19 protein-coding genes are annotated in these 23,391 nt (G+C 64.7%); 4 read left to right on the top strand and 15 right to left on the bottom strand.

Going from position 1 to position 23,391, the window contains the following annotated elements; genetic code table 11:
• Positions 1-95: 95 nt before the first annotated feature.
• The 6 genes from phoU to rnt all read right to left on the bottom strand — a co-directional run bounded on the left by phoU (position 96) and on the right by rnt (position 5,899).
• Entirely contained in the window at positions 96-830 is a 735-nt protein-coding gene (phoU, locus tag ACN9MB_RS13985) for a phosphate signaling complex protein PhoU (RefSeq protein WP_204635463.1), read from the bottom strand.
• An 84-nt stretch (positions 831-914) separates the two neighbouring features.
• Positions 915-1,730, bottom strand: a complete 816-nt coding sequence (pstB, locus tag ACN9MB_RS13980) for a phosphate ABC transporter ATP-binding protein PstB (RefSeq protein WP_204635464.1) — start codon at positions 1,728-1,730, stop codon at positions 915-917.
• Positions 1,723-2,598, bottom strand: coding sequence for a phosphate ABC transporter permease PstA (pstA, locus tag ACN9MB_RS13975; protein ID WP_204635465.1), 876 nt, complete (start codon positions 2,596-2,598; stop codon positions 1,723-1,725). Before pstA ends, pstB begins: the two co-directional genes overlap by 8 nt.
• Positions 2,598-3,617, bottom strand: a complete 1,020-nt coding sequence (gene pstC / locus ACN9MB_RS13970; protein ID WP_204635466.1) for a phosphate ABC transporter permease subunit PstC — start codon at positions 3,615-3,617, stop codon at positions 2,598-2,600. Before pstC ends, pstA begins: the two co-directional genes overlap by 1 nt.
• A 181-nt stretch (positions 3,618-3,798) precedes the next feature.
• The gene (pstS, locus tag ACN9MB_RS13965) at positions 3,799-4,761 is read right to left on the bottom strand and encodes a phosphate ABC transporter substrate-binding protein PstS (RefSeq protein ID WP_239535582.1); all 963 of its coding nucleotides are present in this window, start codon (positions 4,759-4,761) and stop codon (positions 3,799-3,801) included.
• Positions 4,762-5,239: 478 nt separating this feature from the next.
• Positions 5,240-5,899, bottom strand: a complete 660-nt coding sequence (gene rnt, locus ACN9MB_RS13960; protein ID WP_426269312.1) for a ribonuclease T — start codon at positions 5,897-5,899, stop codon at positions 5,240-5,242.
• 216 nt (positions 5,900-6,115) lie between these two features.
• Here rnt and ACN9MB_RS13955 point away from each other — a divergent pair, with 216 nt between their 5' ends.
• From ACN9MB_RS13955 to ACN9MB_RS13940, 4 genes are all read left to right on the top strand, one after another.
• A complete protein-coding gene (locus tag ACN9MB_RS13955; protein ID WP_426269311.1) occupies positions 6,116-7,753 on the top strand; it encodes a hypothetical protein in 1,638 nt (545 codons plus the stop codon).
• A 213-nt stretch (positions 7,754-7,966) separates the two neighbouring features.
• Entirely contained in the window at positions 7,967-8,308 is a 342-nt protein-coding gene (locus tag ACN9MB_RS13950) for a hypothetical protein (protein WP_426269310.1), read from the top strand.
• 213 nt (positions 8,309-8,521) lie between these two features.
• Positions 8,522-9,205: a carbonic anhydrase gene (locus tag ACN9MB_RS13945; RefSeq protein WP_426269309.1), complete on the top strand. Its 684-nt coding sequence runs from the start codon at positions 8,522-8,524 to the stop codon at positions 9,203-9,205.
• A gap of 12 nt (positions 9,206-9,217) precedes the next feature.
• Positions 9,218-10,729: a SulP family inorganic anion transporter gene (locus ACN9MB_RS13940; RefSeq protein WP_426271920.1), complete on the top strand. Its 1,512-nt coding sequence runs from the start codon at positions 9,218-9,220 to the stop codon at positions 10,727-10,729.
• A gap of 97 nt (positions 10,730-10,826) precedes the next feature.
• Here ACN9MB_RS13940 and ACN9MB_RS13935 read toward each other — a convergent pair whose 3' ends face one another.
• The 9 genes from ACN9MB_RS13935 to metG form a co-directional block, all read right to left on the bottom strand.
• Complete coding sequence (locus tag ACN9MB_RS13935) at positions 10,827-12,311, bottom strand: efflux transporter outer membrane subunit (protein ID WP_426269308.1); 1,485 nt, start codon at positions 12,309-12,311, stop codon at positions 10,827-10,829.
• A gap of 4 nt (positions 12,312-12,315) precedes the next feature.
• Positions 12,316-13,491, bottom strand: a complete 1,176-nt coding sequence (locus ACN9MB_RS13930) for an efflux RND transporter periplasmic adaptor subunit (protein WP_426269307.1) — start codon at positions 13,489-13,491, stop codon at positions 12,316-12,318.
• The gene (locus ACN9MB_RS13925) at positions 13,481-16,720 is read right to left on the bottom strand and encodes an efflux RND transporter permease subunit (protein ID WP_426269306.1); all 3,240 of its coding nucleotides are present in this window, start codon (positions 16,718-16,720) and stop codon (positions 13,481-13,483) included. Before ACN9MB_RS13925 ends, ACN9MB_RS13930 begins: the two co-directional genes overlap by 11 nt.
• Positions 16,721-16,859: 139 nt before the next feature.
• On the bottom strand, positions 16,860-18,263 hold the full coding sequence (locus ACN9MB_RS13920; protein WP_426269305.1) for an ATP-binding protein: 1,404 nt from the start codon (positions 18,261-18,263) through the stop codon (positions 16,860-16,862).
• 10 nt (positions 18,264-18,273) lie between these two features.
• Positions 18,274-18,939 carry a response regulator gene (locus tag ACN9MB_RS13915; protein WP_426269304.1) on the bottom strand — a complete coding sequence of 222 codons (666 nt, stop codon included), beginning with the start codon at positions 18,937-18,939 and terminating at the stop codon, positions 18,274-18,276.
• 244 nt (positions 18,940-19,183) lie between these two features.
• On the bottom strand, positions 19,184-19,492 hold the full coding sequence (locus tag ACN9MB_RS13910) for a hypothetical protein (protein WP_204635473.1): 309 nt from the start codon (positions 19,490-19,492) through the stop codon (positions 19,184-19,186).
• Between the two features lie 539 nt (positions 19,493-20,031).
• On the bottom strand, positions 20,032-20,667 hold the full coding sequence (gene nth, locus ACN9MB_RS13905; RefSeq protein ID WP_426269303.1) for an endonuclease III: 636 nt from the start codon (positions 20,665-20,667) through the stop codon (positions 20,032-20,034).
• Entirely contained in the window at positions 20,664-21,272 is a 609-nt protein-coding gene (locus ACN9MB_RS13900; RefSeq protein ID WP_426269302.1) for an RnfABCDGE type electron transport complex subunit B, read from the bottom strand. The genes nth and ACN9MB_RS13900 overlap by 4 nt, the downstream gene beginning before the upstream one ends.
• A gap of 11 nt (positions 21,273-21,283) precedes the next feature.
• Positions 21,284-23,377, bottom strand: coding sequence for a methionine--tRNA ligase (gene metG, locus ACN9MB_RS13895; RefSeq protein WP_426269301.1), 2,094 nt, complete (start codon positions 23,375-23,377; stop codon positions 21,284-21,286).
• Between the last annotated feature and the right edge of the window lie 14 nt (positions 23,378-23,391).

The raw sequence follows: 23,391 nt of genomic DNA, 5'->3' as shown, positions 1-23,391 counted from the left end.
AAATGTTGTAGGAGCGCACCCTGTGCGCGACCGGCACGGAGCGGAACACCGCAACGGGACGGTCGCGCACAGGGTGCGCTCCTACAGATGTCGCTTTACTCTGGCTTGTTGCCCAGCTTGGTCAGTTCCGGATTCGAGGTGAAGTCGCGCTTGGCACGCTGCGCCGTCAGCGGCTCGCCATTGACCTGATACCAGATGCTTTCGGCGATATTGGTGGCGTGGTCGCCGATGCGCTCGATGTTCTTCGCCATGAACAGCAGGTGCGTGCAGGGCGTGATGTTGCGCGGGTCTTCCATCATGTAGGTAAGCAGTTGGCGGAAGTAGCCGGTATAGGCTTCGTCCAGCTCGGCGTCGTCCTTCCAGACCTGATAGGCGCGTTCGGCATCGCGGTCGCGATAGGCCATCAGCACGTCGCGCACTTCCTGCGCGGCCAGCTCGGCCAGGTAGCCCAGGCCGCTGGTCGGTGCGATGGGAGCGACCATCGACAGCGGGATGGAGCGCTTGGCTACGTTGGCGGCGTAGTCGCCGATGCGCTCGATGTCGGCCGCGATGCGCAGCGCCGCGAACACGTTGCGCAGGTCGCCGGCAATGGGCGCGCGCAGCGCGAGCAGGCGCACCACGTCGTGGCTGATTTCCTGTTCGAGCAGGTCGATGGCGTCGTCGTTGTTGACCACGTGCTGCGCAGCGCGCTCGTCACGGCGGTCGATCACGTCGATGGCTGCTTCCAGCTGGCTCACCGCAAGCTCGCCCATGCGGACGATTTCGCCGGTGAGGCGGGTCAGCTCGTCGTCGTAGCTCTTGATGATGTGTTCTTTGCTGCTGCCGCTCATGGGGAGTCCCTATCAATGGAGGGTGAGGTTCCGTGACCCCTCACCCCAGCCCTCTCCCCGGAGGGAGAGGGAGTGGCGTATCGGTTAACCGAAGCGACCCGTAATGTAATCCTCGGTCTGCTTCTTGCCCGGCTTGGTGAAGATCTGTTCGGTGCGGTCGAATTCGATCAGCTCACCCAGGTACATGAACGCGGTGAGGTCCGAGCAACGGGCCGCCTGCTGCATGTTGTGGGTGACGATGACGATGGTGTACTCGCTCTTGAGCTCTTCCACCAGCTGCTCGATGCGGCCGGTGGCGATCGGGTCGAGCGCGGAGGTCGGTTCGTCGAGCAGCAACACTTCGGGCTTCAGCGCGATACCGCGGGCGATGCACAGACGCTGCTGCTGGCCGCCGGAAAGACCCAGCGCACTCTGCTTGAGCTTGTCCTTCACTTCGTCCCACAAGGCGGCACTGCGCAGCGCCTGTTCCACGCGGATGTCCATGTCGGCGCGCGACAGCTTCTCGTGGTGGCGAATACCGTAGGCCACGTTCTCGAAGATGGTCATCGGGAACGGCACCGGCTTCTGGAACACCATGCCGACCTTGCTGCGCAGGCGGTTCATCGAATAGCGCGAGTCGAGGATGTTCTCCTCGTCCAGGATGATCTCGCCCTTCGCCTCGAGCTTGGGGTAGATCGCATAGATGCGGTTGAAGATGCGCAGCAGCGTGGACTTGCCGCAACCGGAGGGGCCGATGATGGCCGTGACCTTCTTCTCCGGGATGTCCATGCTGATGCCTTTCAGTGCATGGAAGCCGTTGTAGTAGAAGTGCAGGTCGCGCACCTTGATCTTGGTCGGCGCAAGCGGCGCGTGCGTGGCCGCGGACTGCGGGTGGATGCCGGCGGCGGCGGACTCAGTCATGGGACACCTTGTTGCGAGAAAGGACCAGACGGGAAGCAAGACTCAGCAAAAGCACGAACATGGTGAGCACGAAGGCACCGGCCCAGGCAATGGCGTGCAGGCCTTCGCCCGGATCGTTGGCGTACTGGTAGATCACCTGCGGCAGGCTGGACATCTTGTCCGACGGGTTGAAGGTCAGGTAGTTGTTGCCGAACGCGGTGAACAGCAGCGGCGCGGTTTCGCCGCTGATGCGGGCCAGCGCGAGCAGCACGCCGGTGATGATGCCCGAGCGCGCGGCGCGGATCAGGATCTGCGTGGTCAGCTTCCACTGCGGGATGCCCAGCGACAGCGAAGCCTCGCGCAGCGTGGACGGCACCAGCCGCAGCATTTCATCCGACGTTCGCACGATCACGGGCAGGGCGATCAAGGCCAGGGCCACGCCGCCGGCCCAGCCGGAGAACGTGGTGGAACCGTTGGTCAGCGAGGTGCTTGGCAACACCACGATGGTGTAGACGAACAGGCCCAGCACGATCGACGGCGCCGACAGCAGGATGTCGTTGAGGAAGCGGATCGATTCGCCCAGCTTGGTGCCGCTGGCGTATTCGGCCAGCCACGCGCCGGCGAGCACGCCGATCGGCGTGGCGATGACGATGCCGATCATGTTCACCATCAGGCTGCCGACCATGGCGTTGAGCAGGCCGCCGTCCTCGCCATAGGCGGTGATCTTGGTGAACAGCTGCGGGCGCAGCGCACCGATGCCCTGGCGCAGCGTTTCCCACAGGATCCAGGCCAGGAAGATCAGGCCGATCAGCGTGGCCACCACGCTGAGCGACAGCGCGATGATGTTCTTGATGCGGCGCTGCGTATAGAGACTCGAACCGGTAGCCATCAGCGACCCTCCTTATGAGCCAGCTGGCGCAGCATCCAGCGCGCGATCAGCAGCACGATGAAGGTCACCACGAACAGCAGGAAGGCCAGCGCCATCAGGGTGGACTTCTGCAGGCCGGCGGCCTCGCTGAACTGGTTGGCGATGGTGGAGGCGATCGATGCACCCGGATCGAGGATCGACGGCGACAGTTTCATCGCGTTGCCGAGCACGAAGGTCACCGCCATCGTTTCGCCGAGAGCGCGGCCCAGGCCGAGGAAGATGCCGCCGATCACCGCCGAACGCGTGTACGGCAGCACGATGTCCCACGACACTTCCCAGGTGCTGGAACCCAGCGCATAGGCCGATTCCTTCAGGCGCGTCGGCACGGTCTGGAACACTTCGCGCATCACCGAGGAGATGAACGGGATGATCATCACCGCCAGCACGATGCCCGCGGTGAGGATGCTGGCGCCGAACGGGTAATCGCTGCCGAACAGCTTGCCGACGAAGGGCACGTGCTGTGCCACCCACGACAGCTTGCCGTCGTCGGGCTTGTCGCCGAGATAGTTGGTCATCCACGGCTTGACGTGATCGGAGAAGAACGGGGCGAAGATGAAAAGGCCCCACATGCCGTAGATGATCGACGGGATGCCGGCCAGCAGTTCGATGGCGGAGGCTACCGGCGTACGCAGCCACGGCGGCGCCACTTCGGAAAGATAGAGCGCGATGCCGAAACTCACCGGCACGGCGAGCAGCAGCGCAATGAACGAGGTCGCGATAGTGCCGTAGACCGGCACGAGGGCGCCGTAGGTATCGGTACTCGGATCCCAGGCATCGCTGACCAGGAAGTGCCAGCCGAACGTACCGAACGCGTGACGGCCGCCCCACAGGGTGGCTCCGGCGGCGCCCAGCAGGCAGGCCAGCACCAGCAGGGCGCAGCCCTTGAGCAGCCAGCCAAATAGGCGGTCGTGCCGGGCGTCGCGACGTGCGCGCTCTTCCTGGGGCACGGAGGAGGCGATGGCGCCTACGGTCGCTTGCATGTGCGGAGGATTCCTCGGCATTCGGGTCAGCACGGCCGTGGCCGTCTGGGGGATGGACGGCGCTTCCAGGCGCCTTTCAGCAACAGGCCGCCCGAGGTTAGTCGGGCGGCCGTTGTCGTGCAGTCAAGCCATCAGGATAGGACTTGCCGGTTGCCGTAGCGTGACCGGCGAGACGCCCGCCTTAGTGCTTGTACTCGGTGCTCCAGTAAGCCTCGATCTTCTTGACCAGGGTGTCCGGCAGCGCGACGTAGTCGAGCGAAGCGGCGTCCTTCTGGCCATTCTCGAGCGCCCACTTGAAGAACTCGAACGCCACCTTGGTGTGCTCGGCGTTCTTGGGCTTCTTGTACATCACCACCCAGGTGGTCGCGGTGATCGGCCATGCCTGCGCACCGGAGGCGTTGGTCATGATCACGTTGAAGTCCTTGGCGCTGCCCCAATCGGCCGTGGCAGCGGCGGCGGCAAACGCGTCGGCGCTCGGCGCAACCACCTGGCCGGCGGCGTTCTTCAGGTTCACCCAGCTGATCTTGTTCTTCACCGCATAGGCGTACTCGACGTAGCCGATCGAACCGACGATCTGCTTGACGTACTGCGACACGCCTTCATTGCCCTTGCCGCCCACGCCGGTCGGCCACTCGACGGCGGTGCCGAACTTCACCTTGGCAGCCCAGTCGGTGCTGACCTTGGAGAGGTAGTTGGTGAAGTTGAACGAGGTGCCCGAACCATCCGAGCGATGCACCACGGTGATCTTCTTGGTGGGCAGGTTGACGCCGGCGTTCATCGCAGCGATGCGCGGGTCGTTCCACATGGTGATCTTGCCGAGGAAGATGTCGGCGAGGGTGTTGCCGTCCAGCTTCACCTGACCGGCTTCCACGCCCGGGATGTTGACCACCGGCACGATGCCGCCGACCACGACCGGGAACTGGCCCAGGCCGAACTGGGCGAGGTCTTCAGCCTTCACCGGAGCATCGGTGGCGCCGAAGTCGATGGTGCCTTCCTTGATCTGGGCCACGCCGGCGCCCGAGCCGACGGACTGGTAGTTGAGCTTGTTGCCGGTTTTCTCGGCATACGCCGCCGACCACTTCGAAAGCACCGGATACACGAAGCTCGAGCCTGCGCCGGTGATGTCGGTCGCCTGAGCGCCCATGGCAAACAGCGACGCCGCGGCGAACACAGCGGTCGTGCCGATGCGAGACAGAGATTTGGTTGAGATCAACACGGTTGCTCCAGTAAGGGTCACGGGGGATTCCGCCCGCCGTTATTTCATGCGCGCCGTGTTGCAATGAAATGAGTTCAATGTTTCAGTGATATGACAGCGACGGGGGATTTGTCATAAAGCGTTGATGGGTAGGGGAATCTGGATATGGCCTATGGCGGGATTTTTGGAAGCCCCCGGCCGGAAGGCGCCTCCCGAAGAGCATCCGAAGTCCTGCGTAGCCACCACACCCCTCACGTCATTCCGGCGCAGGCCGGAATCCAGTAGCGGTGCGGACGGTTGTCGCGACAACCGATCACATGTGGGGCCAGGCGAAAGCCTAGCGTTGCCGTTACTGGATTCCGGCCTGCGCCGGAATGACGGGTAGGAGAGGGTGTCGCCCTAGCGGCGAATTAGGCAGCCAGCGTGATTACAGCGACTCGATGCCGATCTGGTCGCGCTCGAACTCTTCCAGCCGGCGCCAGCGATTGACGATGGTGCAAAACAGTTCGGCGGTGCGCTCGGCATCGTAAATGGCCGAATGCGCCTCGCGCGTGTCGAACGGAATGCCCGCCGCCTGCACCGCCTTGCTCAACACGGTCTGGCCAAAGGCCAGGCCGCTCAGCGTGGCGGTGTCGAAGCAGCTGAAGGGGTGGAACGGATTGCGCTTGTGGCCCACCCGGCGCACCGCGGCATTGAGAAAGCCCAGGTCGAACGCGGCGTTGTGGCCCACCAGCACGGCGCGCTGGCAATCCATGTCGCGCATGGCGTCGCGGATCGGCTTGAACACGTGGTCCAGCGCGATGCGCTCGTCCAGCGCGCCGCGCAACGGGTTGTCCGGGTCGATGCCGGTGATCTCCAGCGCGCGCGGGTCGATATTGGCGCCGGGGAAGGGGTGGACATGCGCCGACACGGCCGGCATCGGTTGCAGATAGCCTTCGGGCGTCATCCGCAATATGACAGCGGCGATCTCCAGCAGGGCATCGCGCTCGGCGTCGAAACCGCCGGTTTCCACATCCACGATGACCGGCAGAAAGCCTCGGAATCGCTCGGCCATGCGGCCAGCCATGCTGTTGTTGAGGTTATCCATCCGCCAAGCATATCAGCCGGCGCCGCCGGCCCGGATCGAGGCAGGCCGGGCAGGCCGCGACCGTACGTGCGCGAACGCATGTCTCCGTTCTGTCACATAACGTCCATGTAACGGTAAAGCCCGAAGCCCATCCTCCGCTCCGATCGCGCTTGGACGACCGGAGAGATCGAAGGGGGTCGGTCCAGGTGATTCTTTACCTACATGCGGAGATATTCCATGCGTTCCAAGTTGCTCGCGGTGGCCATTGCTGCCGGTTTGGGCGTTACCAGCTTCCACGTCATGGCCGATCCGGCCGGGGCGAGCTCCAAGACCAGCAGCACGCAGTCGACGCAGAACGCCGAGATCGAGGCGCTGAAGGCCCAGTTGCAGGCCCTGCAGGCCAAGGTCGTCGAACTGGAACAGCGCACCGACGCGCAGTCCGATATCAACGTGTCCACCGGCCAGGCCGTGGAGCAGGTGCAGAAGCAGGTCGCTTCGACCGACGCGACGGTGAAGAAGTCGCAGGACAAGCTGGCCTATAAGGGCGTGAGCATCACGCTGGGTGGCTTCCTCGCCGCCGAAACGATCTACCGTTCCGCCAACGAAGGCGCGGACATCGCCTCGAACTACAGCGCGATTCCGTACAAGAACGTGCAGACCGCGCACATGAACGAGTTCCGCATGACCGCCCGCCAGAGCCGCCTCTCGGCGCTCGTGCAGGGTGACGTGGATCCGAACACGCATCTGGCCGGCTACGTCGAAATGGACTTCCTGGGCGGCGCCCAGACCGCGAACTCGAACGAGTCCAACTCGTTCAACCCGCGCATGCGCAACGTCTACGCCACGGCCGACTGGGACAACTCCGGCCTGCACCTGCTGGCCGGCCAGAACTGGTCGCTGCTGACGCTCAACAGCAAGGGCATCACGCCGCGCGGCGAGCAGATGCCGCCGCAGATCGACGCGCAGTACATCCCGGGCTTCACCTGGGCACGTCAGGCGCAGATCCGCCTGGTCAAGGATTGGGGCAAGGAATACTGGCTGGGTATCTCGCTGGAGAACCCGCAGACCACGTTCTACGCCAGCCCGAACCAGTCCAAGGCGCCGGTGCAGCAGACCGCTTACAACATGACCGCGGGTTCGGGCTTCGACTCGGCCAACACGCTGTCGCTCAACCACATCCCGGACGTGATCGTGAAGTTCGCGGCTGACCCGGGTTACGGTCACTACGAACTGTTCGGCCTCGGCCGCGCCTTCTACAACCGTTATGCCGTCAACGGCAGCTTCCAGAACCACAACACCTACGGCGGTGGCTGGGGCCTGGGCGTGATCCTGCCGCTGATCGACAAGACCCTCGACTGGCAGTTCTCCGGCATGTCGGGCAAGGGCATCGGCCGTTACGGCAGCGCCCAGCTCTCCGACGTGACCTTCAGCCCGAACGGCAACATCGCTCCGATCAAGGAGAACATGATGCTGACCGGTCTGACCTGGCACACCAACCCGGATCTGGACATCTATCTGTTCGGTGGCCGCGAAGCTGCCAGTAAGAAGGATTTCAACGCCTACAACGCGGGCAACGTGGCCCTCGGCTACGGCAACCCGGCTTACAACAACAGCGGCTGCGACATCGCCGGCAACAGCAACTGCGTCGGCAACGCTCGCGAAATCTGGCAGGGCACGGCCGGCTTCTGGTGGAAGTTCTACCAGGGCAAGTTCGGCAAGATGCAGTTCGGTGCGCAGTACTCCTACACCCAGAAGGAAGCGTTCCCGGGCCAGGGCTTCATCAACGGCATCAGCGGTCCGGTCGCCAACGGCCTGGCTTCGCCGAAGGCCACCGAGAACATGTTCTTCACCTCGTTCCGCTACTACCCGTTCTAAGCGGATCGACGGCACGTCTATCGCAACGGAGTTCTACCCAGGGATGGAAAAACGGCGGGCGCAGGCCCGCCGTTTTCTTTTCTCCGATGCGTGCTTTTGCGCGACGACAACGCATCGGCAAGATGAATGTTTACCGGCGCATGTCAGAAAATGTGACACGGAATTCTCGCAAGGTCTTGCGATGGTCATGTGCTTTCCGATAACTTCAACGGCATGACTTCGCGTCTCCACCGCTCCCGTTTCGCCGCGTTCCTGGCGTGTTTGTTCGGCCTGCTTCTGCTGGTCGGCACGCCCATGCGTCCGGTGCAACTGTCGCCCGCATCGTCGGGCGGCAAAGCGGTGGCGATGCAGATGGCGGCGGACGATCTCGCTGCCGATGACAGCGGCAACGGTTCGCTGGAAGACAACACCGGCAGCGGCATGGACGACATCCTCCATCCGTTCGACCTGGCGCACCGCTGGGAGCCCATGCCCCATCAGGCGCCGCGCTCGCTCCACGGCGAGCTGAGCCTGCACGACCCCGCGCGGCTGCTACGGCCGCCCGAACTCGCCTGATCCGCGGCCGCTGAAGCGGCGCGCGTTTTCCTTGCGTGCATGCCTTCGGGCCTGCCGCCTCCGATGGTCCCTTCAGTGAATTGATCCGCCGGTGTGGCGCGCTTTGCGTGCCTGCGCGGTGCTGGCCATCCGTTCCTTTTTCCTCGTCACGTCCCTTGCCCGGCGCGCGTTGCGTCGTGGGCGTGATTGCCCCATTTTGTCTGGAGTATTCGCATGAAGCGTTTGATCGAAGGTTTCGAACAGTTCCGCAATGACGTTTTCCCCGCGCAGCGCGAAGTGTTTCGCAAGCTGGCGGCGGGGCAGAACCCCAGCACCATGTTCATCACCTGCGCCGATTCGCGCGTGATGCCCGAGCTGATGTTTTGTGCGCAACCGGGCGAGCTGTTCGTGTATCGCAATATCGGCAACATCGTGCCGCCGTATGCGCAACACGTGAGCGGCGTGGTGGCTGCCATCGAATATGCGGTGAAGGTGCTCAAGGTCCGTCACATCGTGATCTGCGGCCATTCCGACTGCGGCGCGATGAAGGCGCTGCAGCATCCCGAGCTGGTGCAGGACATGCCGTCGGTGGCGGCGTGGATGAAGCACGCGGACGTCGCGCGTTATGTGGTCGATCAGAACGGCCCGGGCCTGTCGGGTCTGGAAGGCTTGCGTCGCCTCACCGAAGAGAACGTGGTGGGCCAGCTGGAGCATCTGCGCACGCTGCCCACCGTCGCCGCTGCATTAGCAAGCGGCCAGCTGCGCATCCACGGTTGGGTCTACGACATCGAGCACGCCGATTTGAAGGCGTTCGATGCACAACATGGTCGCTTCGTGCAGATCGAACCGGGCAATGCGGATTTTCCGGAAGCGACGCCGCATGCGCGCTTCTCGGTGCCTACCCAGTCGGCTGCTTGAGGACGTGTCGTGATCAGCCAATATTTCAAACAAGGACTGTTCGGCCGCGACCTGCTCGGTTCGATCGTGGTGTTCCTGGTGGCGCTGCCGTTGTGCATGGGTATCGCCATCGCGTCGGGCATGCCGCCGGCCGCGGGACTCATCACCGGCATCGTCGGCGGCATCATCGTCGGCGCCGTCGCCGGCTCGCCGCTGCAGGTGAGCGGTCCGGCCGCGGGCCTGGCCGTGCTGGTGTTCGAACTGGTGCGCGAGCATGGCGTGATGGCGCTGGGTCCGGTCGTACTGCTGGCGGGACTGATCCAGATCGCGGCGGGTCTTTGCCGTGTCGGCGTGTGGTTCCGCATGTGTTCGCCGGCGGTGGTGGCGGGCATGTTGTCAGGCATCGGCGTGCTGATCGTCGCTTCGCAGTTGCATGTGTTGATGGATGCCTTGCCCAAGGCGCGCGGTCTGGAGAACTTCGCGGCGCTGCCCGGCGCGTTGCTCGATGCGGTGCAGGGCAGTGCTGGCAGCATGACGGCGCTGGGCATTGGCCTAGCCACCATCGCCATCATGCTGGGCTGGGAAAAGCTGCGTCCGGCCAGGCTGCGCTTCGTGCCCGGTGCCTTGCTGGCAGTGGTGTCGTTGACCGCGCTCGTGCAGTTCAGCGGGCTCTCGGTGAAGACCGTGGACGTGCCATCGAACCTGCTGGCGACGATCTCGACGCCGACCTTGAGCAGTCTTTCGAGCCTGCTGGAGCCTTCGCTGCTGATCGCCGCGCTCACCTTCGCCTTCATCGCGAGTGCCGAGACGCTGTTGTCCGCCGCCGCGGTGGATCGCATGCATGACGGCGTGCGTACCAGATACGATCGCGAGCTCACCGCGCAAGGCATCGGCAACACCATCTGCGGCCTGTTCGGAGCGCTGCCGATGACCGGTGTGATCGTGCGCAGCGCCGCCAATGTGCAGGCCGGTTCGGCCACGCGCATGGCCACCATCATGCACGGCAGCTGGCTGCTGGTGTTTGCCTTGCTGCTGCCATGGTTGATGCGCATGACGCCGGTAGCCTGCCTGGCGGGCATCCTGGTCTACACCGGCATCAAGATGGTGAACTTCAGGCAGGTGACGTCGCTGGCGCAGTACGGCAAGGGCACCGCCTGGATCTACGTGGGCACCACCGTGGCCATCGTCGCCACCGACCTGCTGGCTGGCGTGTTGATCGGTTTCGCCTTGTCGCTGTTCCGTCTGGCCTTGCATTCGTCGCGATTGAAGGTGGGCCTGCATCACCACGACGAACCGGGCACGGTGTCGTTGCGCATGGAAGGTTCGGCGACGTTCCTGCGGGTGCCTTCGGTGGCGCGCACGCTGGAAAGCGTGCCACCGAACACGCGCCTGCAGCTTCAGGTTGACCGCCTGCATCACGTCGACCAGGCCTGTCTGGAATTGCTGCGCGAATGGAGCAGGAACGCTTCGGCACGCGGCTGTGAGCTGATTGTGGACTGGCAGCAGCTCAACTTGCGTGTCGAGGGTGTGCGACGAGCGGCATAGGCTCGCTCGTCATCATAGGAGCCCTCTTGCCTCCCCCTCTCCGTAGGAGGGCTCCTTGGGTCCCCGGGCGGTCGCGGCGGAGTAGGTACCGTTTGCGTCAGCGGGCCTGGGTCGTGCTGTCGGCCATCGCGTTGGCGGTGGTCGACAGCTGGGCGGATTGCCAGCCGCCGCCGAGTGCGCGGATCAGGTTCACGCTCGCCTGCAGACGCCGCGTGCGCACTTGTTCGGCGCTGCGTTCGGCCTGCAGTTCGGCCGTCTGTGCGCTGACCACGTCGAGATAGTTCACCGCGCCTTCGCGGTAGCGATTGGTCGCGATGGTCTGCGAATCGCGGGCGGCGCTTGCTGCGTCGTCTTGCTGATGCGCTTCCTTGCCAAGTTGCTGCAACAGGGTGAGGTTGTCTTCCACCTGCTGAAACGCATCCAGCACCACGCCGCGATAAAGCCCGGCCGATGCATCCAGGTTCGCCTGCGCCGCCTGCACCTTGGAGCGCCGCAGCCCTCCGTCGAACAGTGTCATCGCCAGGTCCGGTCCCAGCGCCCAGTAACGGTTGCCGGCGCTGAGCAGATTGCCCATGCCGGTGTCCTGCCAACCCAGCGCCGCGGAAAGGCTGAGCCGCGGAAAGAACGCTGCGCGCGCCACGCCGATCTCGGCATTGGCGGCAAACACGCGTCGCTCGGCAGCTGCAATGTCGGGGCGACGTTCCAGCAGCTGCGAAGGCACACCCAGCGGAATGGCGGGCACGTTCATCGCGGCGTTGTCCACCGGCAACGTGAAGCGCGATGCCGATTCGCCCACCAGCGTGGCGATGGCGTGTTCGGTCAGCGCGCGCTGTGCCTCCACTTCGGACACTTGCGCCTGCGCATCGGACAGCTGCGTCTTCGCACGGCTTACGTCCAGGCCGGACGCTACGCCACCCTGGAAGCGACGCTGGGTGAGATCGAGTCCTTGCTGGTACGCATCCAGCGTGTCCTTGAGGATGCGCTCCTGCACGTCGTAGCCGCGCAGGGTGATGTAGAGATCGGCCAGTTGCGCTTCGAGGCTGAGCTTCACCGAGGCGAGATCGGCCTGCGCCGCCGTCGCATTCGCCTGGCCCGCGGCGACTTCATTGCGTACGCGACCCCAGAGATCCAGTTCGTAGCCGAGGCCGAAGCTGAAGTTCTCCGCGCTGTATTCGTTTGGCTGGCCGCTGCCGCGCAACGGACGGTTGTTCGACTGGCGGTTGCGCGAGTCGCTGGCATCCACACCCAGCGAGGGGTAGAGATTCGAACGTGTTTCACCGAGCAAGGCGCGCGCGGCGTCGTAACGCGCCAGGGACACGGCGAGGCTGGGATTGGAGGCGTCGAGTTGCTGCTCCAGGCGATCAAGCGTGGGGTTGGCGTACACCGACCACCACGGGCCGCGCGTGGCCATGTCCGCCGGATGCGCCGGCGACCATAGGCCGTTGGCCGTTTGCCCGGCGTAGTGTTCCGGCAGCGCACCCACCGCTGGCGTCTTGTAGGCAGGCGCGAGCGAGCATGCCGGCAGCACGCTCACCAGGGCCAGTGGCAGCAATGAACGGAGAACGGCGCGCTTGCGTATCATGGCTTCACTCCGCCCGGCTCGCACCGTCGCCATCCGCGCGTGCGATCTGCACGGTGTCGCCCTGGGCCAGCGAGTCCGATGGATGGTTGACCACGCGGTCGCCGGGTTTCAAGCCCTGGTCGATGCGCAGGCGATCGCCCAGATCCATCGCGATATGCACGTCGCGCAACACGATCCTGTGATCGGCGCCGACCACGGCGACCTGCGGACCTTGCGCGCGAAAGATCAGCGTGGTCGCCGGTACGGTCAGCGTATGCTGGTCGGCGGCCATCGGCAGATGTACCTCGGCATAGGCACCGGGCAGCAGCTCGCCCTTGGGATTGTCCACTTCGAATTGCGCCAGCAGCGAGCCGGATGCCGGGTTCACTGCACCCGAGTTGCCAATGAGATGGCCGGTGAATCGCACGCCCGGGTGATCGGGTACATCCAACTGCACGCTCATGTCCGGACGGATCGCATCGGCGTAGCCTTGCGGCACTTCCACGTACAGGCGCATGCGGGTGGTATCCGAGACGGTGAAGAGCGCGGCGGAGCCTTCGCCGTTCGCGCTGATGAGATCGCCGATATCGGTGTTGCGCGCCGTCAGCGTGCCTGCGAACGGCGCGGCAATGTGCTTGAACGCTTCGAGTGCGGCGATGCGGTCCACCTCGGCCTGTGCGCCGAGCACGTTGGCCTGCGCCACCTCCGCTTCGCCGGCTTTCTCATCGGCCTCCTGCTTGGAAACGGAATTGGAGGCGAGCAGGTTCTTCCAGCGTTTGTCGGTGAGTGCGGCCAGCCGCGCATTCGCCTGGGCGCGCGCCAGGCTGGCCTTGGCCTGTTCGAACTGCTGGTCGAGTTCCGGCGTATCGATTTCCGCCAGCGACTGGCCTGCCGCGACCTGGCTGCCGATATCGCGGCTCCAGCTCTTCAGATAGCCGCTGACGCGGGCATGGATGGGTGCGCTGATCCAGGCGTCCAGATGGCCGGGCAGCGTCATGCTCTGTTGGCCATGAGCTGCCTCGGGCACGATCAACTGCACGCTGGGTGTGACCTGGGCGTCGGTCCATTGGACCACGCGCCGGTAATCGTAAGCGCGCACCGAGATGCCCGCGATGGTGGCGAGCAGCGCCAGCCCCAGGCCGATGCGCACCGCACGGCCGAGGCTCGGCGTTCGCGTGGTGGTGATGGCGTCATGCGACATGGACAGGTTCTCCGGAAGCGGAATCGGATGCGGTGTGTGCGTGCTCGCGACCGTGCACGATGCTGAAGATCACCGGCACGAACAGCAGGGTGGCGAAGGTGGCAAACAGCAGGCCGCCGATCACGGCACGGCCCAGCGGCGAGTTCTGTTCGTGCGCCAGCGCCATCGGCAGCATGCCGATGATCATCGCCAGCGCGGTCATGCAGACCGGGCGGAAACGCGTGAAGCCCGCTTCGAGCGCGGCCTTCACCGCGTCGCCATGTTCGGCCAGCCGCTCGCGGCAGAAGCTCACCACCAGGATCGAATTCGCGGTGGCCACGCCCATGCACATGATGGCGCCGGTGAGCGCGGGCACGGACAGCGTGGTGTGCGAGAGGAACAACATCCACACGATGCCGGCGAGCGCGGCGGGCAGGGCGGTGATGATCACGAACGGATCGAGCCACGACTGGAAATTCACCACGATCAACAGATAGATCAATACGATCGCGCCGACCAGGCCGAAGATCAGTCCGCCGAAGGCCTCGTTCATCGTGCCCGCCTGGCCGTGCAGGCTCACCAGCGTGCCCTTGGGGCGCGAGGCGGCGAATTGATCGAGCACCTTCTGCACATCGCTGGAGACCGCGCCAAGGTCGCGATCCTGCACGGCTGCATAGATGTCGAACGACGGTAGGATGTTGTAGTGCGATACCACGGCTGCGCTCGGCACGCGGGTGAACGATGCAATGCCCCCCAGCACCTGGCTGGCGCCCTTGCTGGCCGGCGTCACCGGCAAGCTGGCGATGTCGGCCATGCTGTCCAGCTTGTATTGCGGAGTGGCAGCCACGATGGGATAGGACACGCCGTTCTTCGGGTTGAGCCAGAACGTGGGCGCGACCTGCGAGCTGCCGGCCAGCGAGGCGACCATGCTGTTGGTGACGTCGCGCTCGGTCACGCCCATGCGGTCGGCGCGCGTGCGATCCACCGTCACGTTGAGCTGCGGATAGCTGGTGCTCTGCTGCAGGCGCACGTCGGCGATGCCGGGTACCTCGCGCAGGCGCTTCATGATCGCGGTGGCGTACGCCTCGTTGGCCTTCAGGTCGCGGCCCGCGATGGAGACGTCCAGTGGCGCCGGCGCGCCGAAATTGAGGATCTGCGAGCTCATGTCCGCGGGCAGGAAAGCGAACTGCGTGCCGGGAAACTCGCGCGGCAGGCGTGCGCGCAACTCGCGCACGAAATCGGCGGTGGGCGCATGGTCTTCCTTCAGCTCGACCTGGATGTCGCCATCCTGCGGGCCGATGGTGCCGCTGGCGTTGTAGACCATGTTCACGCCGGACAAGGGCAGGCCGATGTTGTCGATCACAGTGTCCAGTTGCGAGGGCGGAATGACCCGGCGGATGGCCTGCTCGATGCGATCGAACTCGGCCGCGGTTTCCTCCACGCGGGTGCCCATCGGCGCACGCACATGCAGGGCGATGGCGCCCGCATCCACCTCAGGGAAAAAGTCACGGCCCAGCAGCGGCACCAGCGCGAACGAGGCAAGCACGAAGGCGAGAAAGCCCATGACGAAGCGGCGACGATGCGAGAGTGCTACGACAAGCACGGCGTGGTAGGCATCGCGCACCTGCGCAAAGCGATGTTCGAAGCGCTGCTGGAAGGTCACTGCCGCCGCCACGAGCGCGCTGCGCTTGCGGCGGGCCGGCTGGTCGCCCTCGTGATGGTTGAGGTAGGCGTCCTCCGGATGATCGCCCGGGCCCTTCTCCGTGTGATGCGGCTTGAGCAGGAGCATCGCCATGGTCGGCACCAGCGTGCGCGACAGCAGGAACGACGACGCCATCGCGAAGATCACCGCCAGGGCCATCGGGCGGAACAGGAAGCCCGCGATACCGTCGAGCAGGAACATCGGCACGAACACGATGCAGATGCACAGCAGGGACACGAAGGCGGGCGTCACGATTTGCTTGGCGCCGTCCATGATCGCCGTGTGCACGTCCTTGCCCTGTTCGAGATGCCAGTTGATGTTCTCGATGGTCACCGTGGCGTCATCGACCAGGATGCCCACGGCCAGGGCCAGGCCGCCCAGCGTCATCACGTTGAGGGTTTGCCCGGTGGCCGAGAGCAGGGCGATGGCCGAGAGGATGGCGAGCGGAATCGATACCGCGATGATCACCGTGGAGCGCCAACTGCCGAGGAAGATCAAGATCATCACCGAGGTCAGCAGGGCCGCGATGATGCCCTCGCGCGCTACCGACGAGATGGCCGACTTCACGAAGGTCGACTGATCGCTGAGCAGCGAGACCTTGAGGCTGGACGGCAGCGATTCCAGCACCCGCGGCATCAGTTGCTTGATGCCGGACACCACGGCCAGCGTCGATGCCTCGCCGACCTTCAGCGCCGGCATCAGCACCGCGCGCTTGCCGTCCACACGCACCACGTTGGTTTGCGGCGCGGCACCGTCACGCACATGCGCCACGTCGCCGATGGTGATGGTGGCACCGCGCACGGTCTTCACCGGCAACTGGTTGAGTTCGCCCACGGCCTCGGGGCTGTTGTTGAGTTGCACGTGATATTCGTACGTGCCGATCTTCGCCGTGCCCACCGGGATGATCTGGTTCTGCGCAGCCAGCGCATTGCTCACGTCCTGTGCCGACAGACCGTTGGCCGCGAGCGCGCGCGGATCGAGATCCAGCGTGACCTGGCGCGCGGCGCCACCGTAGGGCGTCGGCACCGCGACGCCGGGCACCGAGGTCAGCATGGGGCGCATCACATTGAGGCCCTGATCGAGGATCTTCGCCTCGGACATGCTGGTGCTCGACAACGCCATCTGCAGGATCGGCACGGTCGAGGCGTTGTAGTTGAGGATCAGCGGCGGCGTGATACCCGGCGGCATCTGCTTGAGCACCGTCTGCGAGATCGAGGTGACCTGCGCCGTGGCGGTGCGGATATCCACGCCGGGCTGGAAGAAGATCTTGACGATGCCCATGCCGGGCAGCGACTGCGATTCGATGTGCTCGATATTGTTGACCGAGGTGCTGAGCTGGCGTTCGTAGTAATAGACCACGCGGCCGGACATCTGGTCAGGCGGCAGGCCGTTGTAGCTCCACACCACGCTGATCACCGGAATGCCGATGTTCGGGAAGATGTCGGTGGGCGTGCGAAAGGCCGCCAGGGGACCGGCGATAAGGATAAGCACGGCCAACACGATGAAGGTCAGCGGTCGTGACAGGGCGATTCGGACAAGACCAAGCATGGGCGTCGCAGCATGAGGGCTCGGGACCCGATGCTTGCCATGATGGCGAGGGAGTCTTGTGGGAACCTTTTGGGGCGCCGTATTGGTTTTTGCCCGTCATTCCGGCGCAGGCCGGAATGACGGGCAGAAGCGCGAGCCGCTAGCCGTTTGCCGCCAGCCGGATGCGCACCAGCAGCCCCCGCCCCGACGGCGATTCCAGCAGCTCGATCGACGCCTCATGCAACTCGATCGCCCGCTGCACGATGCTCAAGCCCAGGCCGTACCCTCGCGTCGCGCTCTCCACCTCGCGATGGAAGCGCTGAAACACCGCCTGCCTACGATCCTCGGGAATGCCCGGGCCGTTGTCGCAGATGTCGACGATGGCGTGCCCGCCTTCCCGGCGAACGGAAACATCCACCTGGCCTTCGCTTTCCGTATAGCGCAAGGCGTTCTCGATCAGGTTGCGGAACATCGCCGTGAGCGCCACTTCATGGCCAAGCACGACCATGCTGTCTTCGTCGTGCGACAGGCCGACCGCGATATCCTTTTCCACGATCAGCGGCGCCAGCTCCTCGATCACTTCGGTGGCGATGCGGATCAGGTCCATCGGCGTGCGCTGCTGCGAGGCGGCTCCCGCCTCCAGTCGCGCCATCGCCAGGATCTGTTCGATGCGCCGCCCCAGTCGCGCCATGCTCTGCTGCGCGTGGCGCACGGTGAACTCCACTTCGCCGGGATCGTCCGCGATCATGGCGCTCTCGAGATGGATCATGGTCGCCGCTAGCGGCGTTCGCAGTTCGTGCGCGACATCAGTGGCGAAGCGATGCTCGCGGTCGAGCGCATCTTCCAGGCGCTCCAGTTGCTGGTTCAACGCCACGATCAGCGGCTTGATCTCGCCGGGCGCCACATCGGCAGGCATCGGTTTGCGGCTGCCCGGCGTGCGGCGGTCGAGCATCTCGGTGAGCACGGCCACCGGGCGCAGGCCGCGTTTCACGGCAAGACTGACCAACAGCGCAAGCAGCGGCAGGCCGATCAGCAGCGGCAGCGTGTGCTCGATGACCAAGCCGCGGGCGATGTCCACGCGATTGTCGGATTGCTCGCCGATGCGGATCACCAGGTTGGCGCGATTCTGCAGCGTGAACGTGCGCCATCGCTTGCCCTCGCGTTCGATGTCGCGAAAGCCGCGCTCTTCGCTGGTCGGCGGAGGCAGGTCGGCGAAATTGGAGGTGGCAGCGATCACCTCACCCTGGGGATCGTAGGCCTGGAAACCGACCTCGGGCTCATAGTTGTGCGGGTGCACGGAAACCACCACGCCATGATGATGGCCGTCCGCGTTTTGCGTGATCGACGGCAGGTCCGCGTCATGCAGCGGCAGCTGGCCATGCGCGATCAGGGTGCCGAGCGTGCGGCCCGCCTGGGCGAGACGACCGTCGAGCAGCTCGTTCATCTCGCGCAATTCGCGGCGATAGCTGATCCATCCCAGCGGAATCAGCACGGCCACCATCACGGCGATGATCAGCCAGGTCAGGCGCGTGCGGAGACTGGCAGGGCGCAGGCCGATGCTCATGCGGGACGGCTCATTGCGGTTCACGGGGAATCATGTAGCCGATGCCGCGTACGGTGTGGATCACCTCGGGACTCAGCTTGCGGCGCAGCCAGTGCACCTGGACCTCGATGGCGTTGCGTTCCACTATCGTATCCAGGCCGTACACCGAATTTTCCAGCGCCTCGCGGCGAACGATGCGGCCGGCGCGCTCCATCAACACGCGGAGCAGGGCGAATTCGCGGCGCGTGAGGGTGACCCGGTCGCCGCGAAACTCGACCTCGGCCGTGGCCAGGTTGAGACGCAGGCCGCCCACTTCCACGAGATTGTCGGCAAGGCCTTGGGTACGGCGGGTCAGCGAGCGAATACGCGCCGCCAACTCGCCGAGATGGAACGGCTTCACCAGATAATCGTCGGCGCCCAGGTCCAGTCCACGGATGCGCATCTCGAGCGCATCGCGGGCCGTCATCACCAGGACGGGCGTCTTCACGCCGGAGCGACGGGCCTCGGCGAGCACTTCGAGACCGTCCTTGCCGGGCAGGCCCAGGTCGAGCAGCACCAGGTCCACCGGGTCGCCGCGCAACGCCTCCATCGCCTCGCGCCCGTCGCGTAGCCAGGTCACGGCATAGGATTGATGCTCGAGCGCGTGCTTGATCGCACCGCCCAGTTCGGCATCGTCTTCGACCAGCAGAATATGCATGCCATGGCACCCGTGTCGGACTCGGCGAAGGCACGGTTCAGGCCGGTGCCCCGGTCCATGATCCGTCATCTACCTTTTGCGGATCTTTTGCCGACCCCTGCGGGCCGGCCGGGTATCACGTTGGCAAGCGAGGCGTGCGACGTCAATCGCCTACGCAAAAAAGAAAGCGGCGGGCCTGCTCGCCCGCCGTCTTCCTTCCTGTTTCGGCGCCAGTGGCGTCGTCAAAAACGTGAATGGCGCGTGTTCAAGGCGTCTTGGCAAGCGCAGCCTGCACGATGGCATTGCGCAACTGGGTCTGGTCGAGGGCGACGCCCTGCGACTGGTCGATGGCTACGGCCTTGATCGATTGGGGCTTGAGCATCAGGTGACGCTGCGTTTCCCAACTGTCCGCCTTTTGCTGGGCGCGTGCGAAGTCGGCGGGAGTGTTTCCAACGAAACCAATCACGGCATAACCGTTCATGTCGACGATGTAGCTTTCGACGGCAGCGTGGGCGGAGCCGATGCATGCGAATCCAAATGCAGCCACGGCAGCGGTGAGAATCATGCGCTTCATGGTGAGGTCTCCTAACGGGGAGTGGTCCGGGGGAGGTTCAACGTTAGGTCCGCAGCGTTCGCCAAGCTTGAGGAACTTGCACGAAACGCTGAGGAATTCGTTAGGTTTTGCGAGATTCGCCAGACGGTATAGGCCACTAGTAACAGCTGTTTCGTGCGCAACTCTAGCGGGACCGCAAGAAGCGCCGCTTGTCCGTGACAAGTGGTCGACCGTGATCGAAGTGCTGCATGTCCACGCGATGACACGAACACATCGTCGCCAGCGCGACCTGATGCAGTGGTTGCGCGGGAAACGAATGGTCGATGCATGCGATGCGTCGATGCGATGGAGAGAACGCAAAGCCGCTACGTGATGATTGCGTCATCGTTGCCGAGCTGCGCTTGCATGGGACTGACGCAAAGTCGTTGCCGCTGTAACCGATGAACCCCGCTCGTGTGGGAGCGCACTTGTGCGCGACGTGCCTCAGCCAATCGATCCGTCGCGCACAACGGTGCTCACACAAGATTGACGTGTTGTCGCACGCGGCATGCGAGCCGCTTTCAAGCCGCCGTCTTGTCCTTGTAGCGGCACAGGTCGCGGATCACGCATTGTGGACAATCGGGTTTGCGCGCCTTGCACACATAGCGGCCGTGCAGGATCAGCCAGTGGTGAGCGTCCTGCTTGAATTCGGCGGGCACCACTTTTTCCAGCTTGTCTTCCACCGCGCGAACGTCCTTGCCGGGAGCGAGCCCGGTACGGTTGGAGACGCGGAAGATGTGCGTGTCCACCGCGATGGTGGGCTGCCCGAAGGCCGTATTGAGCACCACATTGGCGGTCTTGCGGCCCACCCCGGGCAGCGCCTCCAACGCCTCGCGGGTGCGCGGCACCTCGCCGTCGTATTGCTCCACCAGGATGCGCGACAGTGCGATCACATTCTTCGCCTTGCCGTTGAACAGGCCGATGGTGCTGATGTACTTCTTGAGCTTCTCTTCGCCCAGCTTGAGGATCGCCTGCGGCGTGTTGGCGACGGGATAGAGTTTCTTGGTTGCCTTGTTGACGCCCACGTCGGTGGCCTGCGCCGATAGCGCCACGGCGACCAGCAGCTCGAACGGCGTGGTGTAGGTGAGTTCGGTGGTGGGATGCGGATCGAGTTCGCGCAGGCGGGTGAACAGCTCGACGACGTCGGCTTTCTTCACTGGGGCTTTCCTTGCTGTTTGGCCTTGGCCCGGGCGAGTGCCGCCAGCACCGGGTTGGTCGGCGTCGTTGTCGCTGCCACTTCCGCCTTGCGCGCGGCCAGCTCGGCTTCGCGTCGCGCGTGCTCGCGCATCAGCCGCGCCTCGCGACGTTGAAAATGCGTGCGCGCTTCATCGGCATGCATCGGGTCGTCCACCTGCGTCAGCGGCATCGGTTCGAGCACGATGCAATCGACCGGGCAGGCGGGCACGCACAGTTCGCAACCGGTGCAGTCGTCGCTCATCACCGTATGCATGAGCTTGGATGCGCCCACGATCGCATCCACCGGGCACGCCTGGATGCACTTGGTGCAGCCGATGCAATCGGCCTCGACGATGCGTGCGAGCGTGCGCGGCTTCTCGATGCCGTGTTCCGGATCGAGTGGCAGCAGGGCAACATCCAGCAGTGCAGCGAGCCGGGCGATGCCCGCGGCTCCGCCCGGCGGGCATTGATTGATCTTCGCCTCGCCGCTGGCGATCGCTGCCGCATACGGACGGCAGCCGTGGTAACCGCATTGCTCGCATTGCGTTTGCGGCAACAGTGCGTCGATGCGGTCGACCAGCGACATGGCGGGAAAGATCAGCGAACGGTGGCGCCGGGCTGGGCGCCCTGGTCGGCGTCGAGCAGGAACAGGTCGCTGCCGCCGTCGCCGGCCGAAAGAATCATGCCCTCGGACAGGCCGAAGCGCATCTTGCGCGGCGCCAGGTTGGCGATGAACACCACGTTGCGGCCGATCAGCTTGTCCGGTTCGCCATAGGCGGCGCGGATGCCGGAGAAGATCTGGCGCTTGCCGAGCGGGCCGCCGTCCAGTTCGAAGCGCAGCAGCTTGTCCGAGCCGTCCACGAATTCGCAGGCGAGGACCTTGCCGACGCGCAGGTCGAGCTTGGCGAAATCGTCGATGCCGATCACGGCGGTGTCGGTGGCGGCGGCGGGCGTGCTGGCTTCAGTCATGGGCTTGGCTTGTTCTTTGGCTTTCTTCGGGGCGGGCTTGGTTTCGGTGGGCGCCAGCGAATCCTTGGACGCTTCCACCATCGCCTCCACCTGCTTGGGATCGATGCGGCCGAGCAGGGGCTCGAACGCGTTGATGGTGTGGTTGTGCAACTCGGCGCGGGCATCGTCGAAGCCGTTGATGGGCGCGGCGAGGAAGCGCTCGGCCGCTTCCACCGTGGCGGGCACCACCGGCTTCAACAGGCCGGCCAGCAGACGGAACGCGGCCAGCGCGAACGAGCACACCTGGTGCAGTTCCGCACGACGCGCTTCGTCCTTGGCCATCGCCCACGGTGCCTTGGCGGCAATGTAGCCGTTGACCATGTCGGCCATGCTGACGAAACGGCGCGCGACTTCGGCGAATTCGCCGCTGTTGTACAGCGCGGGCACGTCGCCGTAGAGCGACAGCAGCTCGCGCCACAGTTCCTGTTCGTCCGCACTGAAGGCGGGCGCGAGGCGACCGTCGAAATACTTCTGCACGAAGCCCGCCGTGCGGCTGGCGATGTTCACCCACTTGCCGACCAGGTGCGAGTTGACGCGTTCCTCGAACGTCTTCAGATCGAGATCGACGTCCACCGGCGCATCGCTGAGCATGCTGGCGAAGTAGTAGCGCAGGAATTCCGGATGCAGGCCCGAGTCGAGATACGTGCGCGCCTTGATGAAGGTGCCGCGCGACTTGGACATCTTGGCGCCGTTGACGGTGAGGTAACCGTTGACGTGCAGCGCCGTCGGCGTGCGGAAGTCCGCGCCGTGCAGCATCGCCGGCCAGAACAGGCCGTGGAAGTTGATGATGTCCTTGCCGATGAAATGGTGCATTTCGGCGCGGCTGTCGGGTGCGAGGAAATCCTCGAACTTCAGGTCGGTGCGATCGCACAGCGCCTTGAAGCTGGCCAGGTAGCCCACGGGCGCGTCCAGCCACACGTAGAAGAACTTGCCCGGCTCGTCGGGAATGGGAAAGCCGAAGTAGGGCGCATCGCGCGAGATGTCCCAGTCCTTCAGACCGCCATCCAGCCATTCGCGCAGCTTCGCCGTGACGCCGCTGTTCGCTACCGGCTGGCCGCCGGTGAACTTGCCGGCGAACCAGTCGCGCAGCAGCGTTTCGAACTTGCCCAGCTCGAAGAAGAAATGTTCCGAATCGCGCAGCACGGGCGTGGCGCCGGACATCACCGAGTACGGGTTGATCAGATCGGTCGGCGCATAGGTGGCGCCGCAGTTCTCGCAGTTGTCGCCGTACTGGTCGGGCGTCTTGCAGTTGGGGCAGATGCCCTTGATGTAGCGATCCGGCAGGAACATTTCCTTTTCCGGATCGAACAGCTGCTGGATGCTGCGCCGGGCGATATAGCCACCATCGCGCAGGCGCGTGTAGATCAGCGAGGCGAGCGCGCGGTTTTCTTCCGAATGGGTGGAGTGGTAATGGTCGAACGCCACGCCGAACGCGGCGAAGTCGGCTTCATGGCCGACGCGCACGCCTTCGATATAGTTTTCCGGCGACAGTCCGGCCTTTTCGGCCGCCAGCATGATCGGTGTGCCGTGGGCATCGTCCGCACACACATAGATCGCCTCGTTGCCTTGCATCCGCTGCGCACGCACCCACACGTCGGCCTGGATGTAGCCCAGCAGGTGGCCGAGATGGAGCGGGCCATTGGCATAGGGCAGCGCGTTGGTGACGAGGAGGCGTCGGCTCATGGGCGGCGAACTTG

The organism is Dyella kyungheensis, from assembly GCF_049913195.1.
GTDB lineage: Bacteria > Pseudomonadota > Gammaproteobacteria > Xanthomonadales > Rhodanobacteraceae > Dyella > Dyella kyungheensis.
The sequence above is the reverse complement of the archived record's forward strand: the minus strand, read 5'-3'. Positions and strand labels throughout refer to the sequence as shown.